This window comes from Lacinutrix cladophorae (assembly GCF_053604645.1).
Genome location: NZ_JBSHNR010000119.1, coordinates 1 through 17,600, shown reverse-complemented (window position 1 = coordinate 17,600; position 17,600 = coordinate 1). Strand labels below are relative to the sequence as shown.

General features: G+C 30.4%; 17 protein-coding genes. 16 read left to right on the top strand and 1 reads right to left on the bottom strand.

Going from position 1 to position 17,600, the window contains the following annotated elements:
* Positions 1–66: 66 nt before the first annotated feature.
* A complete protein-coding gene (locus ACVC3Y_RS10335; RefSeq protein ID WP_452226834.1) occupies positions 67–2,136 on the bottom strand; it encodes a helix-turn-helix domain-containing protein in 2,070 nt (689 codons plus the stop codon).
* Positions 2,137–2,361: 225 nt separating this feature from the next.
* Between ACVC3Y_RS10335 and ACVC3Y_RS10330 the strand changes: the two genes are divergently transcribed.
* The 16 genes from ACVC3Y_RS10330 (at position 2,362) to ACVC3Y_RS10255 (ending at position 17,232) form a co-directional block, all read left to right on the top strand.
* The gene (locus tag ACVC3Y_RS10330; protein WP_452226833.1) at positions 2,362–2,946 is read left to right on the top strand and encodes an ankyrin repeat domain-containing protein; all 585 of its coding nucleotides are present in this window, start codon (positions 2,362–2,364) and stop codon (positions 2,944–2,946) included.
* A 12-nt stretch (positions 2,947–2,958) separates the two neighbouring features.
* Positions 2,959–4,044 carry an acyltransferase family protein gene (locus ACVC3Y_RS10325; RefSeq protein ID WP_452226832.1) on the top strand — a complete coding sequence of 362 codons (1,086 nt, stop codon included), beginning with the start codon at positions 2,959–2,961 and terminating at the stop codon, positions 4,042–4,044.
* 46 nt (positions 4,045–4,090) lie between these two features.
* The gene (locus ACVC3Y_RS10320; RefSeq protein WP_452226831.1) at positions 4,091–4,819 is read left to right on the top strand and encodes a hypothetical protein; all 729 of its coding nucleotides are present in this window, start codon (positions 4,091–4,093) and stop codon (positions 4,817–4,819) included.
* Between the two features lie 21 nt (positions 4,820–4,840).
* Positions 4,841–5,308: a thioredoxin family protein gene (locus ACVC3Y_RS10315; RefSeq protein WP_452226830.1), complete on the top strand. Its 468-nt coding sequence runs from the start codon at positions 4,841–4,843 to the stop codon at positions 5,306–5,308.
* A gap of 173 nt (positions 5,309–5,481) precedes the next feature.
* A complete protein-coding gene (locus ACVC3Y_RS10310; RefSeq protein ID WP_452226829.1) occupies positions 5,482–6,084 on the top strand; it encodes a hypothetical protein in 603 nt (200 codons plus the stop codon).
* A gap of 237 nt (positions 6,085–6,321) precedes the next feature.
* The gene (locus ACVC3Y_RS10305) at positions 6,322–6,834 is read left to right on the top strand and encodes a DUF6624 domain-containing protein (RefSeq protein ID WP_452226828.1); all 513 of its coding nucleotides are present in this window, start codon (positions 6,322–6,324) and stop codon (positions 6,832–6,834) included.
* Positions 6,835–6,918: 84 nt separating this feature from the next.
* Positions 6,919–7,893, top strand: a complete 975-nt coding sequence (locus ACVC3Y_RS10300) for an NAD(P)-dependent alcohol dehydrogenase (protein WP_452226827.1) — start codon at positions 6,919–6,921, stop codon at positions 7,891–7,893.
* Positions 7,894–8,218: 325 nt separating this feature from the next.
* Positions 8,219–8,839, top strand: coding sequence for a hypothetical protein (locus ACVC3Y_RS10295; protein ID WP_452226826.1), 621 nt, complete (start codon positions 8,219–8,221; stop codon positions 8,837–8,839).
* Positions 8,840–8,876: 37 nt separating this feature from the next.
* Positions 8,877–9,611: a CPBP family intramembrane glutamic endopeptidase gene (locus tag ACVC3Y_RS10290; protein ID WP_303423236.1), complete on the top strand. Its 735-nt coding sequence runs from the start codon at positions 8,877–8,879 to the stop codon at positions 9,609–9,611.
* Between the two features lie 32 nt (positions 9,612–9,643).
* Positions 9,644–11,860, top strand: coding sequence for a CocE/NonD family hydrolase (locus ACVC3Y_RS10285; protein WP_452226825.1), 2,217 nt, complete (start codon positions 9,644–9,646; stop codon positions 11,858–11,860).
* Positions 11,861–12,046: 186 nt separating this feature from the next.
* Complete coding sequence (locus ACVC3Y_RS10280) at positions 12,047–13,156, top strand: type 1 glutamine amidotransferase domain-containing protein (RefSeq protein ID WP_452226824.1); 1,110 nt, start codon at positions 12,047–12,049, stop codon at positions 13,154–13,156.
* 520 nt (positions 13,157–13,676) lie between these two features.
* A complete protein-coding gene (locus tag ACVC3Y_RS10275) occupies positions 13,677–14,237 on the top strand; it encodes a helix-turn-helix domain-containing protein (protein WP_452226823.1) in 561 nt (186 codons plus the stop codon).
* A 597-nt stretch (positions 14,238–14,834) separates the two neighbouring features.
* Entirely contained in the window at positions 14,835–15,395 is a 561-nt protein-coding gene (locus ACVC3Y_RS10270) for a hypothetical protein (protein ID WP_452226822.1), read from the top strand.
* A 23-nt stretch (positions 15,396–15,418) separates the two neighbouring features.
* On the top strand, positions 15,419–15,688 hold the full coding sequence (locus tag ACVC3Y_RS10265; protein WP_452226821.1) for a hypothetical protein: 270 nt from the start codon (positions 15,419–15,421) through the stop codon (positions 15,686–15,688).
* 24 nt (positions 15,689–15,712) lie between these two features.
* Entirely contained in the window at positions 15,713–16,378 is a 666-nt protein-coding gene (locus tag ACVC3Y_RS10260; protein WP_452226820.1) for a hypothetical protein, read from the top strand.
* A gap of 5 nt (positions 16,379–16,383) precedes the next feature.
* Positions 16,384–17,232 carry a hypothetical protein gene (locus ACVC3Y_RS10255; RefSeq protein WP_452226819.1) on the top strand — a complete coding sequence of 283 codons (849 nt, stop codon included), beginning with the start codon at positions 16,384–16,386 and terminating at the stop codon, positions 17,230–17,232.
* The last annotated feature ends 368 nt before the right edge of the window (positions 17,233–17,600 follow it).

The window sequence follows — 17,600 nt, the reverse complement described above, 5'->3', positions numbered from 1 at the left end:
TTATTCAGCGAATGAGCCGTTAATTGTTTCCAAATTTTACTTAGTTAATATTTATACATCAAAGATTTAAAGTAGCTTTTCTTTTTCTAAAGTTTCTTTAAGTTTTTTATGCTTTTCCCAAAATTGCATTTCTACTTTCTCAATAGTTTCTTCGTATTTCACATGATTTTCCAATTGTTTAAATAGAGGGTCTTCTTTTATAAACAAAAGCACCCAATATTGGAAACCATCTTGCAAGCTAAATTTATTGTAGGCTTCTATAGCTTTATCTGGCATATTTTCATAAAGATAAAGCATAGCTAAACTCGCATCTTTGTAAATTGACTCCTCTTTTTCCAAGTAGTCTTTATATTTACTTAGGTATTGTTCAGCTTTCTTAGAAAACCCCATTTTATTGAAAGTGTGCGCAATTTTTATGTTCTCTGCAGGATACAAATCAATTTTATTGGTAACAAGTATGTTAATATATTTTTCATAATAAAATAAGGCATTCTCATAATCTTCTTGAAAATAATGCAACTTGGCCAATTCTTGAGTAATATCAGCACGTGTAGTATCTTTTTTCCATTCTATCAGCATTTTACTTGTTAAGGATTTTAAATCTTTGTTATTTGCATAATCTATAAAGTTTTTTAGGTAGGGAGCGTAAGGATTGCTAGGGTTATATTTCAAAGATTCTTCAATGAATTGTGAAGCTTCTTTAGTAAACCCATTTTGTACTAAAGCATTACTCAAGTTAAGGTAAATAAAACTTTTAGATATACTATCGTTAGCTTCTATATTCAATTTAATTCCTTTTAATGCATAAGTGAGATATTTATGTGTATCTGGAACTACTCGAGCATACAAATCAGATAAAATTAATACTACAGAAGAAGCATTAGGGTTGTAATCTAGTGCTTTTTCCAAGTAAGGTATCGCTAACTTAAATTCGTTTGCATTAATATAATATAGTGCTTTTGCAATTAGAGGTAATTCAGAAGTCGAATCATACAACAAGGCATTGTCTGCATATGCATTTAATTTGTCTAAATATTTTTTTTCAATTTTATTTAAATCTAAATAATAATAACAAATGGCAATCTGAGCATAAGCGTTAGCATATTTTACATCTTGTTCTATAGCTTTTTCAAAATAAGAAATAGCTTCATTTAAGTTCGCATTATGTCCTTTTTGATATTCTAGACCCTTTAAATAATAATCATAGGCAATAATGTTGTCTGTTGGTTTTTTTTCAATAAGCGCTAATTCTTTCGGTGTCACATTCGCTTCTATAGCAAAGGCAATCTTTTTTGCAATGGTGTTTTGAAGCTCAAAAACATTATCAAGTTGGTATTTGTATTGTTCAGACCAAATAGGACTATCGGCATTAACATCTATCAATTGAATGCTTAGAAGTACTTCGCTTCCTATTTTTTGCCCACTTCCTTCAATCAAATAGTTAACTTGTAATTCTTCTGCAATTTCTGAAACGGTTTTAGGATTATTTCTATACTTTTCTGTAGAAGTTCTACTAATCACTCGTAAATCCTTAATTTTTTGAAGATTATTGAGGGAAGATTCCATTACACCGTTAATAAAATATAGATTAGAATTGTCTTCACTTAGATTTTTAAAAGGCAAAAACGCAACCGACTTATCCGTATTTGCTATCGATTTATTAGAAGTGAACTGGTCTTTAAAAAAGTAGATAACAGTAACTATAGATAGGGTTACGATTGCTATAATATATCTATTGCTAGTTCTGTTTCTTGTGACGGGTACTTGGGTTTCTTGAACAGTTTCTTGTTCTTCTTGTTCAATTTGGGTTTTGGTTTCTCCAGGAGGATACCCATAATATTCACGATAACATTTTGTGAAATAGGAGGGATTACTAAAGCCAACTTCAAACGAAATTTCTGAAGCTGTAAGTGCAGTGTCTTGTAGCATTTTCGACGCTTTCTGTAAACGGATTTCTCGAATAAACTGACTAGCAGATAAATTAGTTTGCTTTTTTATTTTTCTAAGCAAACTAGAACGGCTCATATTCATTTCATTTGCCAATTCAGAAACGCCAAATTGCTCATTAGAAATATGATCTAAAACCGCTGATTTAGCTTCTGCCAAGAATGAATTTGAAGTGTGATTTGAAGTCATTTTTTTATTAACTGAAACGAATATAAGTAAAATTTAAAAACAGATTTTATCTAAGGGTATTTTTTTAATATTATAAAATGCGCCATAATTTATAGTCTTGCTTCATAATTTATAGTCTTGCGTTAAACTTCATAATTCTTGAATCATAGCTGTTTACTGTTGCTTCAAAGTTCATCGCATCTTTGTGTCAACAAATAGAAACAATAATTCTTAAAACTTTAAATCATGAAAAAATCAATTAAAATTCAAGTAATGTGCTTGGCTATAATAAGTATAATGGCAATGTCATTAACATCTTGTTCAAAAAAAAGTAAAACCAAAGATACAACAGCCATTTCAAAAAAGGAAATTGCTAAACCAAGTATAGATATTCATGGTGCTGTATTAACTGGAGATATGGAAGCAGTTAAGCAGCATATTGAAGCTGGGACTGATATTGATCAAAAAGAAGCCATGTCTGGGTCTACACCTTTAATGTCTGCAGCTACTTTCAATAAACCAGAAATAGCTGAAGTATTGATCAATGCAAATGCAGATTTATCTGTAAAAAATAATGATGGCGGAACAGCCCTACACACAGCAGCATTCTTTGGACGTATAGAAATTGTAAAATTACTTATTGATGCACAAGCAGATAAAACTGTACGCAATAATTATGGTGCAACACCAAGAGAAATAGTAACTAGTGATTTTGCAGAAATGAAACCTATTTACGACATGTTAATTCTGCAATTACAACCAATGGGTTTTAAATTAGACCTTAATGAATTACAAAAAGCACGTCCTGTTGTAGCAATGATGTTACAATAAACATATAATAAAATGACAACAGAAAGAAGATACGATATTGATTGGCTAAGAGTCATTGCTATAGGTTTATTATTAATCTATCATATAGCTATTATATTTCAACCTTGGGCAATGTTTATTGGATTTATAAGAAGCGAAAATGTTTTAGAAGGACTTTGGAAACCAATGATTATGCTCAATGTTTGGCGAATACCTTTACTATTTTTTGTGTCTGGTATGGGGTTATATTTTGCAATGAAAAAAAGAAATTGGAAGCAATTATTAATCGAGCGCTCTAAGCGAATTCTATTACCTTTTGTCTTCGGGATTTTAGCAATAACACCAATACATTTTTTACTTTTTCAGGAGCACTATAATATACCATTGAGTTATTTTCCACATATGGGACATTTATGGTTTTTAGGAAACATCTTTGTCTATGTCGTAGTGTTGTCGCCTGTTTTTTTCTATTTGAAGAAAAATGAAAATGGTAAATTCAAGAATGTAATTTCAAAAGTGATGGCCTATGCTATAGGACCATTATCTATTTCAGCATTTTTTATCATAGAAATTAGTGTTGTGAAACCACAACTATTTGAAATGTACGCTAAAACTTGGCATGGATTTTTTATAGGCTTTCTGGCTTTCTTTTTTGGTTTTCTTTTTGTGTATAGCGGTACAACATTCTGGAAAACCGTTTCAAAGTGGAAATGGTTATATATTGCTTTGGCAACCATACTCTTCGTGATTCGTTTCACAGGGTTTGAGTCCATATCAAATATGTATATCACTACTGTAGAGTCTAATGCTTGGATATTGGGCGTATTCGGAATGGGATATAGTTACCTTAATAAACCAAGTGCATTGCTAAACTATTTGAGTGCAGCCGTTTACCCTGTTTATATTATTCACATGTTTGTCCTATATGCAGGTGCATTACTCATTCTGCCTTTAGAACTTCATCCCATGCTAAAATTTATAGGTATTACAGTATTTACGTTTATCGTCTGTTTTCTTATCTATGAATTCATCCTAAAAAGAGTCACAATTTTAAGACCATTATTTGGGTTGAAATGGAAATTTAAAAGTGTCGTAAAGAACCAATTAAAAAGGATTTAGAGTATTATTCAAGACGTTGTATTTTAATTAATAAAACCATTAAGCCATGATAAAAATCTTTAGAAATAAAAGACGAAAAATATTAGCTAAAAACGCGCCAGCCGGACGTGCAGGTAAGTTTGCTAACTATTTTGTTTATGCAGCGGGAGAAATTATTCTAGTGATTGTAGGAATCCTTATCGCATTGGCTATTAATGAACATTCAAATAGTTTAAAGAAATTAAAGTTGCGGAATTCATACCTTATTCAGTTACATGATGAGGCAGATCGTAACCTTAAAAAGTTAACGTTTCTTGATGATGAAGCAGCTCAAATGCTCCAAGAATTAGATACCGTATTCAAAATATTATTATTTAAGGATTTTGATAACCCAAAATTATCCTCAAAATCATTTTTTCTAATCATGTCTAAAAAGTTTTACCCAGTAAGCATTACCTATGAAAATTTAAAATTTTCTGGGGATTTAAAATTATTCAACGATTTAAACTTACGTAACGCAATTTCAGAAACATACGAGACATTCAACCCCATAGAAAAACTGGAAGCTTCAGAACAACAAGCAATCGAGGCTTATTATGAAAATTTTTTGATGCGAAACGTTAAATTCAGAGAAATGGGCAGGTCTTCAGATACTTACGGAAAAGATATTTATTTTGAAAATATGGTTCTAACTAGAATGACTACGATTGCACAAAATCGGGAGGCTTATGATGATGCAATTGAATCGTTAAAAAACCTAAAAAACACTTATACAGAACTTCAAAATAAAAATTAAACAATCTAAAACTACAGGATCATGAATAAATTTAAATCAAAAAAGAAAACGCATCCGTTTTGGAAGTTCTTTTGGCTAACATTCCTAGTCGTTTCTCTTTGGTATGCATGGTACTCTTTTTATGCGCCTTCAAATGATATTACTTGGACTAATAACCTTGAATCTGCTCAAAAGCTTGCAAACATTTCTAACAAAAATATTATGGTGTTTTTTACTGCTGAATGGTGCTCACCTTGTCAAATTATGAAACGTAAAATTTTTGCTAGTCATGAGGTTAAGATAGCTATGGATGCTAGCGTTGTATCACTAGAAATTAATGTAGATGACCCAAATTTTGAAGCGCTTGTAAAACAATATAATATTGAAGTTACACCAACAATAATTTTTATTGATCCTGAAGGAAAAGTCATTGATTACGCTGTTGGAAAAGTTGAGAAAATAAAATTCATTGAAATGCTTGAAAAGCAAAAAAGGGTTTCAGAAAAGTGAAAAAGCAGTATACCCAAATATACTTGTTAAATCCTGCAATAAATAGGTTATCGGCCTTTTATATTATTTACAAAACATTAAACCGTATAACTTTGTCTATTGACATAAAATTAATCCAGAACATCAATCATCAATCATCCATCAAAAAACGAACAATTATGAAATCAATTAAAATGAAAACTATCAAAAAACAATTTTTATTAAAAATGGCTTGTGTAGCCTTTGCATTAGTATCTAGTACAACATACGCACAAAACACAAAAGAAGAATCAACAACACAAAGAGACGGCTTCATCGTCGAATTCGTAGTTGGTGGGGGCATTATTAGTATAGAAGATAGTGCAGGTATTCAAACTTTCGATAAATCGCAAGGAACATTCGTTTTTCCAGATTTAAAGTTAGGCTATATGTTAAATGAAAGGCTTGCCATTACCGTTTCTATGCCAGGAAGTATATACGAATTTCAAGATAATGACAGAAACTTTGGAGGTTTTATTCCATCTGTACAATATTGGGCAAAAGATCGTTGGTGGATTCATGGTGGTATTGGTTTAGCCATAGACTCTCCAGCACTATATGATATTAAAGACGATGTAAATGACGATTGGAACTTTGGTTGTGCTGTTATGGCAAGTACAGGTTATGAAATTTACAAAAAGAAAAAATTCGCGCTTAATGTGCAGTCTAAATTAGTTCTTGGTCGTGCGTTTTTAGATGGAGATGTGGATAGAGATGCAGTAATCTTTAATGTAGGATTAGGATTTAGCTGGTTATAAGTATCAACAATACGAAATAAATCATTTGGCATTTATAAGTCAAATGATTTATTGTCAAATTAAAAACAGCCTAAGATGAAATATATTTTTTTATCCTGTTTACTATTTCTGCTCAATTGTTCCAATAAGACCAATTCGAAAGCTATATCGATAGTTTTAGAAAAAGAAGAAAGTCTAATTGAAGTACTTGATACGATTTGGACAACGGAACAAACCCCAATTAGATTAAGAGATTCATTGATTTCTAAATTTGGAGTCGATTCTAAGTTGGTAAAAGAGCAACAATTAATTATTGATACGAATCATGTAATTAATGAAAAAAAAGTAGCGGCTATTCTTGATAAATATGGTTGGCCAACAAAAGAAATGTCTGGTGAACGTGGTAATTGGACCATTTGTAATGTTATTCAACACTCAGATAATGAAGTTAGGATACAATACCTTCCTATGATGCGACAGGCTGTAAAAGACAAGAAATTAGAACCTCGATTCTTGGTAAGAGCAGAAGACAGAATTGCAACAGAGAGAGAAGATTTACAGATTTATGGAGGGCAAATGAAATATTACCCAGAAACCAAGAGTTTTAATGTGTGGCCAATATTTGATCCAGAAAATATTGATAAAAGAAGAACAGAAATTGGTCTTGATTCCATCGCTATATTCCTAAAGAATAGATTTGATTTTGAATGGAATCTCGAAGAGCAGATAAGAAGAACAAAAGAGTTTACAAAAAGAAAACAGAATAACTGATGCTTCATTAATAGGTTCTAATTTCCAAACTCGAAATTTTAAAAACCGAACAATTCACAACTTTATTAATAAATTATAGTACTTATGAAAACAGCAATTTATACATCCTATGGTTCCCCAGAAGTTATAGAGGTCGTTAATAAAGAGACCCCTTCACCTAAGCCTAATGAGGTTTTAGTAAATATTAAAGCATCGTCCGCTACTCGCGCAGATACAATGATGAGAGCTGGAATGCCAAAATTTGGCAGATTGTTTTTAGGCCTGTTTAAGCCCAAAAACACTTCATTAGGTACTGGTTTTTCAGGTACGGTTGAAGCAGTTGGCAGTGATGTTTCTATATTTAAAATTGGAGATGAAATTTTTGGAGAGAAGTTATTTCGTAATGGAACTAATGCAGAATATTTATGCATTTCAGAAACCTCTATAATAGCGTTAAAGCCAACAACCTTATCACACGAGGAAGCTGCACCTGTTTGTGATGGTTTTCTAACTTCATATAATTTTTTAAAAGATATTGGTGACTTGAAAGAAGGACAGCACATTCTTATAAATGGTGCTTCTGGCAGTTTAGGAACTGCTGCAGTTCAATTGGCTAAAATTATGGGAGCTACCGTCACAGGTGTTTGTAGTACAAGGAATATGGATTTAGTTAAATCCTTAGGAGCAGATTTTGTGATCGACTATAAAAAGGAAGACTTTACACATAAAACGAATACTTACGATGTTATATATGATGCAGTGGGTAAAAACAATTTTAGTAAGTCGAAAAATGCTTTAAAGTTAAATGGAGTTTTTATTACACCTGTTTTAAGTTTAAATGCCTTGTGGTATTCAATATTTAAACCAAAAAGAGTGAAGTTTGCGGCTACAGGTCTAAAAAAAACCGAGGAATTAAAAAGGTTATTTTTAGAAATAGCCGATTTTTTTAAGCAAAAAAGACTTAAAACGGTTATAGATAAAAGTTACAAGCTATCAGAAATTATAGAAGCGCATTATTATCTTGAAACCGACCGTAAAATAGGCAATATCGTTATCATCAATCCAAAAACAAACAGTTAATTAATTTCAAATCAAAAGAAGGAAAAGAAAGGATATTAAAGCTTTATAATCGAAAACTTAATCCACTCGTTACCCGAAGCATATCCGAGGTATACCCGACGCATATCCGGGGGACATCCGAAGGAGCTCTTTGTAGCATTACCTAGATTGTGTAATATTATTATCGCATATCGCATTTTTAAAATAGCTAATTCCTGAGAATCATGTATTTTAAATCGCTAGGTTTTCTAACGTTCATTAGCCTTTATTTACGCTCGTGTACTTTACTTTTTTGATAGAAACAGACATCTTTACTTTGTACTATAATTAATTTAAAAGCAATATTATGAATTATTTAAAAAGAGTATTTAAAATTGTAAAAATCATATATTTAGTTATGATTTCATTGTTAGCTTCCTGTAGTGAAAACAACACAGAAGAAGCAACTCAACCAATAATTACCGACTATGCAGTTGGAGAAAAATGGACTTGGAAATATAAAGGCGTAACCACGGAAGGTGAAATACGCTCAGAAGGAGAAGACACAAGAGAAATCGTTAATACAGATGGTGTTTTAGGGATAACAGTAGGAAACGATACAATTCCACTATCAGACATTACAAAGCCTGAAGAAAGCGAAACCCCAAGATACAAATGGCCTTTAAAAGTTGGTGAGACGTGGAAATATGAAAAAGACTGGACCAGTCAAGATGGTACTACTGGAAAACAAAGCCAAGATGTAAAAGTATTATCTTATAAAGAAGAAACAGTAGAAGCAGGAACATTTATGGCGTACACCATCGAATACAAGGGAACCGTTTCAAATTCTAGAGGTTACAACGCACAAACGGATGAAGTTTGGTTGTATGCTCCAGAAATAAAAAACTTCATTAAAATGACCCAAAATCAAGACGGCTTTGTATATAATGAAGAATTAATCCAGTACACAAACCCAAATAATAATTAAAATATAGTATTACTTCTAACTTTTCAAATTCATCAATATGAGTGAAGAAAAAAATACACAATTAACAATAAAAAGGGGAATTCTTGCCATTGTTGGTATGTACGCATGTCAGCTTTTAGCAGCAATAATAACCTCTTATGCATTTAAATTCTTTGTGCCGTCAAAGGTTGTTCCTATGGAGATTATTGGAGTATCTTCTGCCGTGTTAGGTGGTATTATGATATTGTTTCTATTCTGGTGGGATCTAAATAGGTCTGGCAAATCCTTATATCCACAAATAGGACTGCAAGCTAGTAAGATTAAAAATAACAAAGCAGTTTTGTTAGTGATAGCGGCATTAGTATCGACACATTTTTTAGCCTGGATATATAGGTCGGTTATTTTGCCAAGCTTTGACCAAGGAGGGATTATAGGTGGTGGCTCTAAAATGTTTAGTTTTATTCAGGCCAACGGAGGAGTACTTGAAATGAGTGGCTTTCTACTTTTGGCACTTATTGTAGGGCCTTTAATGGAGGAGGTTGTTTTTAGAGGATATTTGCAATCGTCATTAACAAAGCGGATACCTGCTTGGGCAGCAATATTAATAACTTCTGTTGTTTTTACTGCTGGTCATAGCCCCATGATTTTATGGCCAATGTATTTTCTCTTTAGCATAACTTGGGGATGGATATATTTAAGAACAGGATCTTTAAAAATGGCCATTCTAATACATGTCTTAAACAACTTATTTTATACTGTTATTGGTTTTGCTGGTTGGGATATTCTGGCTTAAATTAATCTATTTGCACTTTTAAAAAATAAACAATGAAAAAATCATTTCTCTTACTACTTTTATTCGTAATTAGTTTTACTTCTTTTACACAAGAATTACCCTTTAAGAAGATCAAATTATCTGATTCAGTAGCACTTGCAAATCAAATGCAGCAATTTGCAACACGATGTGACACTCAAAACTTATCAGCAATCGATCAGTTTAAATTCCAGTTAATAAGAGGTTATTATGAAGACGCTTTAATTTCAATAAAAAAAAGAATAGAAGAAACACCAATAGATCAAAGTCAGTATTTAGATGTCTACAAGTATTATGTAGAGGCAAAGTTATCTACGAACTTCAAAGAGACATTTACAAAAGCTTACAGCAAATACGTAGCGAATTCTAATGACTTACAAGTTATTAATTTAGATAAATTCCTGATCGTTAGAGACCCTACTGATTATTACGTTAATAATTTTAATACCACTTATAATAGTATTAAAACTGAAAAGATTTCACAGTCTGTAGCAATAGATTTAGTAAAAAAGTACTTTTTAAAAAGGGTATTTTCAGAAACTAGGGCAATATACTTTGATGAAATTAAACAAGATCATAATCGTAGATATGTCGTAAATGATAGTATTGTAATTCCTATGAAAGATGGTGCCGAAGTTTCCATAGTTTTAATACAGCGAAAAGGACATACAACAGCTAAAAAATCAACCATATTAGTAGCTTCTGTTTACGCAGGAACCAATGAAACCAGTGCGATGTTAGCAGCATCTAAAGGCTATAATGGAGTTATTTCAAATACAAGAGGAAAACGATTAAGTAAAAGTGATATTAAACCGCTTGAATATGAACACACAGATGTTTATGAAGTGATTGATTGGATTAGTAAACAACCATGGTCTAATCAAAAAGTAGCCATGTTTGGAGGCAGTTACAATGGGTTTACACAATGGGCATCTATGAAGCACAAAGTGCATCCTGCATTAAAAACAATTGTGCCTATGGTAGCAGTCGCTCCAGGAATTGATTATCCGATGGAAAATAATGTACTACATAATTATTCGTATTCTTGGAATTTCTATGTGGCCAATAACAAGTTTTTAGATTTTGAAGCTTCAAATGATTTTAATCGATGGAACTCTTTAAAAAACAAATGGTACAAAACAGGAGTTGCATTTAACAAATTAGATAGTTTAGATGGTCAGGTAAATACATTATGGAATACTTATATGCAACATCCTAGTTATGATGATTATTGGAAAAAAATGATTCCATACAAACAAGAGTTTGCTAAAATTGATATTCCAATTTTAACCATTACTGGTTATTATGATGACTCACAAAGAGGAGCCATGTACTATTTTAATGAGCATTATAAATACACCAAAAACCCGAATCACTATTTGTTAGTTGGGCCTTATGATCATTGGACTTCACAAACAAAACCACAAGAAAATCTAAGGAATTATAAATTAGATAACGCTGCTTTGATAAACATTGAAGAGGATTTAATTTATCAATGGTTTGATTACATTTTAAACGGAAAAGAAAAACCTGGCATTTTAAAAGATAAAGTGAGTTTTCAGGTCATGGGCACCAATTCTTGGATGCACAAACCAACTTTAAAGGCAATGACAAATGATACGTTAAAGTTTCATTTAAGTTCTAATAAATACAATGATTTTTATGCTTTGAAATCGAAAGAAAATAATTCAGAGATAAAAATGTCTATTGATTTTAGAGATAGGGAAAATATGACTAACACAGCGTATTATCCTTGGCCATTAGAAAAAGAAAATATCAATTTAAACGATGGACTGGTCTTTATATCTGAAGAATTAAAAGAAGATGTTATTATAAACGGATCCTTTTTTGGAAAGCTTGAGTTATCAATCAATAAAAAAGATGTTGATTATTCAGTAATTGTAAATCAACTGACTCCTGAAGGAACGTATTTCCATTTAAGTTATTTTATTGGTAGAGCTAGTTATGCCAAAGATAGAGAGCAAAGAAATTTACTTATACCAAATCGAAAAACGCTAGTGTCTTTCGATAATTCAAAACTAATCAGCAAAAAGTTAGAAAAAGGGAGTAGGATAGTTGTTGTTGTTAACGTCAATAAAAATAATAATGCACAGATTAATTATGGTACAGGAAAAGACGTGAATATAGAAAATATTAATGATGCTGAAATTCCTTTACAAATTACTTTTACAGGCAAAAGCAGTATTTCTTTACCAGTTTGGAAAGATTAGTTTTAAATCTGATTTAACACTCTTTTTATGCGACGACGTAGGAGAGAAGTATAATGTGTGTAGAATGGCTTCTTAAATCAAATATTTTAATCCCAAAATAACTTTTTACTCTGACGAAATTATCATTTAAACAGTCTTTCTGTTTCATAGTATGTTATTTAGCCAAATAATTATAAATGAAATGTTATGCTTAAAAAATATAGAAAAATTCTTAAATGGACAGGAATTACTTTGGTAACCTTGATAGTTGTCGTTGTTTTATTTGGATTCTGGTTTATGAGTTTAATACCAGAAAAGAACATAGAATTAGAGAAAACTGAAGTAAATGATTTATCCTATTTATCAATAAATAAAACACCTATAAAAGGTAAAATATTAGCTGTAGTAACAAGTACGCAAACTATGGGGAATAGTGGTAAGTATACAGGTTATGAATTAACAGAATTATCTCGCGCTTATTATGTATTTAAAGCGAATGGTTTTGAGGTAGATGTAGCAAGTCCGTTAGGAGGTAAATCACCAGTAGTAATTGATGATGATGATATGGGAGCTTTTGACTTTGCGTTTCTAAACGACTCTATAGCACAGAATAAAACAAAAAATACAATTCCTATAAAAGATGTTATTTCAGAGAACTATCAAGCTATTTATTTTGTTGGAGGTAAAGGAGCAATGTTTGATTTTCCAAACAATAAGACCATTCAATCCATTGTGAAAAGTTTTCATGCATCAAATAAGGTAATTGGTGCAGTTTGTCATGGACCATCAGCTTTAGTTAATGTTACATTAGATAATGGACGTCCATTAATAGAAAATAAAACGATTAGCGGATTTACCAATGAAGAAGAACTACTTTTAATTCCTGATGCAAAATCAATTTTTCCTTTTCTCCTACAGGAAAAAATAATAGAGCAAGGTGCAAACTTTAATGAAGGAGAAATGTATTTAGAAAAAGTTAGTCACGATAAAAATTTAATTACAGGTCAAAATCCATGGTCAACATGGGTTTTAGCAGAAAACATGATTAAAGAATTAGGATATACACCCAAACACAGGACAATTACTGCGGAAGAAAATGCCATAAAAATTTTGTCAATATATAAAACCCAAGGAACACAAAAAGCAAAAAATATGATTAAAAAAATGTTGATAAATGAAAACAAACCTATTGATAGAGTATTATTAGCACAACATACCATGGTCGCTGTAATGAAAGGAGAAGTTGGTGGTTTTTTTAACATATTAGGTTTGGTCTCTTATACAAAGAAAATGGAATCTATAAGAGAGAAAATTTAATTAAATTTGTAAGTAAAATATTCAATTGAAAATTTCAGATATATTTCTTGTAATTATAAGTAGTGCAGGACTCTTACATGGCGTTTTATTTGCATTCTACCTTTGTTTTTTCAAAAAGAAAAAGACTGTATCTAACTATTTACTTGGGCTTATTTTAGTTTTTATGGCTTTTAGAATAGGGAAATCTATCCTGTTAAATTTTAGTACTGATTTAGAACCTCTTTTTATTTTTATTGGATTATCATTTTTATTAATAATAGGACCTTTATTGAAGTATTATTTGTTTACTATGACACATCCCAACTTTAAAATATTAAAGCGTTATTTTTTAGAACTAATCCCTTTTTTATTAGTGTTTATTATGAGTTTTTTTATAAATAAAGATTGGTTTGTTTATAAAAATAATAATGCGATTATTCTATTTGGAAGTATTCTTATCTTTATATACTTACACTTGGCATTTTATATTTGTGTTTCAGCGATATCATTACAAAAAATAAAAAAAGAGTATAAAAACACTTTGAAGACTAAATTTCAAAAAACAATATTCGACTGGTTACGCATATTAATTATTGGTTTTGTTATAATATGGATATCGTTCTTTTTAAATATCATTGAAGATACAGTACCATATATAGTAGGACCAATAATGTATTCTATAGTTATTTATTTTTTAAGTTATAAAGCATATAATTTAAAAGTTTTAGATATTGATGGAAAAGTATTTAAAACAAACAATAATGCCTTACTATTTAATCAAATATACTCAATAGTTACTGAAAGAAAATTGTATCTTGATTCCAGTATTTCACTTTCTTGTATAAGTAAATTGGTTGGAGAAACCACTCAAAAAACTTCTGAAATAATTAATCAATATGGAAAGAATAATTTTAACGATTTTATTAATTATTTCAGAATTGAAGAATCAAAAAAACTTTTATTAAATGAAAACAATAGAAACCTTACTATTTCTTCCATAGCTTTTGATGCTGGTTTTAGCAGTTTATCATCATTTAATGGAGCTTTTAAAAAGTTTGTTGGAATAACACCTTCTGCGTATAAAAAGATAAATATTATGTAAAATATAATTTCGGCATTTTATTTGGCCTCATAAAATTTTGGTAAAAGCTCGTTTCAAATTGACGCATCGAATTTATAACTAAATATTGTTTTAATATGGAATCATCCACTGGATAATCCAATATTAAAAGTGTATTATAAGGTGCTGCATGGCGCCTGTCCCGTTCTTGAAACGGGATAACTTTGCTTTGGCAAAAGCAGGGCAGAGCATTAAGAAAAGGTCTAGTAGACCTTTTTAGCGAATGAGCCAGGTGCGCCTTGGCAAACTACAGTTTCTTTAAAAATTTATTCTAAAATGTTTCTCTACAATGTTAATGACATCGAGGTACGAGATGCATGCGTTCTTCTAAAACAATAAAAACCTTACGAATAAACACGCTTTTTACGAAGCGACGATAGGAGAGAAGTGGAATGTGTGTGGAATGGTTTATATTAAAATATTTTTTTCTATATTTACGTAACCGCTTAATATATAGCGATTAAACTTTCCCTGTTTAAGAATTACAATAGCACATATTTTATGAATACCAGTATATGGTATATTCTATGTTTTTAATTAGTAATGATTCACGTATAAAAATTTTTAATAAAAACGATCATGAAAAAGCTATTGTTCCTATTTTTAATCATAACTATAATTAGTTGTGTAACAATTCCTCCAGAAATAACAAAGTCACATTCAAAGGAATTGGAAATAATTGAAGCTCTAAAAGTTTCTCACTTAGCTATGGTAGATTCTTATGTTGAACAAAAAATTTTAGCTTTTGAAAACTTCTTTTTTAATGAGTACGGTCCTGTCTTTCGAAGTAATTGGATTGACTCATTCAAAGAAATAAATGGAAGAGATTATCAGCAAGAAAATGATTTCCCAAAATTATACAATGATTTAGTAGCAGTGTACCAAGAACAGATTTTACCAATTGAAAATATAAGATTTCAATTAAAAACATCAATAATCACAGAATATTCAAATGTAAAAGAATTACATAAAACTACTGGGAATTGGATTAATAACTTAGAAGATTTAAATGATTCCCAGCGTAAAACAATTGATTCTTTGTTAGATAATATTAAGCCAGGGTTCTCAATTAACTCAATAGACAAGGCAATTGTAGGTGCAATTGACAAAGTAAAAGATAAAATACAGATTGGGAATTAATAATTAAATTTAATACTAAGATTATGGCAAAACTGAGTACTATAGGCAAAGCTGCAAGTAAAAAAGCCAATGAAATTTTTGCAGATAAAATATCAAGCCTAACAATCTTAACCTCTGAAGAGATTCAAACACTTTTTCCAGAAAAGGCTGATAGAGATGAACTTGAAGAACTTTTGGAAATTATAAATGCTGATATTGAGGATAAGATTAAGAAACAAAAATTAGTAGAAAACATTAATAAAATAAGCGGTGCAATCTTAAAGATTGGAAAGAAGTTTATTGGTTTTGTATGATTTTTTACACAATAATAGTTTAATATGTTTGAAGATTTCACAACAATAATAGAATCCTTTTTAGTTGGTGCATTTCCTTGGATCTCACAATTAAGAGGTTTAGATATTCATTTTAAAATACCCAGTTTTAATTTGAAATCAATTTTTAATTTTTTTGCCAGTTTATTCAGCCTTTCCATATTCCTTTATATGAATAGATTAGATGTTTACGACTTTATTTATTGGCCAGATTGGAAGTTATTTATAGGTATAGGATTCATCTTAATGATTTCCTATTTTGTTGTCCTAATTTATAGAATGAGTGATGTTAATTCGAATAAATCAAAATGGCCAATAATTCTAAACTTTATAACATATATATTGATATTTTCTTGTCTAACTACGGGATTTGGTTTACTTAAAACTTATAAAGACCATTATGTTGTTAAAGGCATTGTAGTTAACAATAAAGAAGAATTAATAGAGAAGTCGATAATAACATTACTGTATAAAAATGACAGCCAATATGATGTTAGAACAATGACTAATCTAGATGGGAAATATTCACTTGTCATTCCAAAAGAGATTGCTAATGATTTTAATAAGCTTGAAGTAATTAAAAATGGATATAAAAATTATAGCGAACAGTTTGGAAACATATCTGCACTCAAATCGTTAACTAAAAAAATAATTCTAATCGATTTAAATTGATAATTATGAGGAATTTATTTATACACATTCTATTATTAACTTCTATTATAGGATACTGCCAAGAAACGAATTTAAATGTAAGGGTAATCTTTCACCCTGGTATTGAGCAATCTGAGGCAGAAAATATTGATATTATAATTAATATTTTAGTGGACAGTCAAAAGATTTCTGAAGCGAATATATTATCAAATGCCTCATCAATAATACAGTCAATTCCAAACCCGAATAATCAAGAGATTTTTTTCGAGGTAAATATATTGAGTCCAGATGGCTGGGCAGTTGTAGAAAATCCAATAAAGTATAATACTTTTAATCGGACCATAAAACTAAGAAAATTAAATGATGCTTATTTTAAGCTTAAACAGAAAGCCGAGAAAAGTAAGGAAGCTAACTCAGACTCCATAGCTTTAGAAACCTATGACTATATATTAGACAATAATTTATATTCAACCGAAAACCAAAAGTTTGAAACTGTAAGGAGTAAGGCTGACTTGCAATTTCAAATGAAGTCATACAAAGATGCTATAAAAGACTATATTGAAATTTCAAATGAAATAGACTTAACAGAAATTGGTAATAAAAGAAAGGCCGCCTATATTAATGGGTTCTTTAATTCAATATTAAAAGCTGGAAATTATAATAATTTAAATTCACCAAAAGATGATTTTCCAGATATTATTAAGCAAAATTCAGAAATCGACATAAAAACTTGGACAATTTTCTCACAAACTTTTGATAAAATATATCCTAATACGATAGAATTAAATAATGATACTCTTTTATTAGCTACAGATAATACAATAAATAATCAGTTCAACCTTATTGGAAAAAAATTAAAGGCATTCAAACTTTAAGTAACTTGTGTTTTGATTAAAAGCGAAAGTTGAAACTACAGTTTCTTTAAAAAGTTTCTTCTACAGTGTTAATAGAACATTACCTACAAATAGCTTGGGAAAATTTTATGCTCTTGTAACAATCCACGAGAATCTCGTAAAGTTTTTAATAACGTACATTTTATCGAATACGCGATTTTTAATACAGCCCAAAAAAGTTAGCTTTTATTTTGGCGTTGGCAAGCGTCGGATATCCCGAAAGCTTTCGGGACGAGCGTTTGGCAGTGGCTATTTATTAATCGCTGAGAATCTCTTAAAAAATAATTTCTTGATCCTTGTATAGAACCTACCTGACGGCAGGCAGGTATTGAAATTTACGAGAAGTTCTA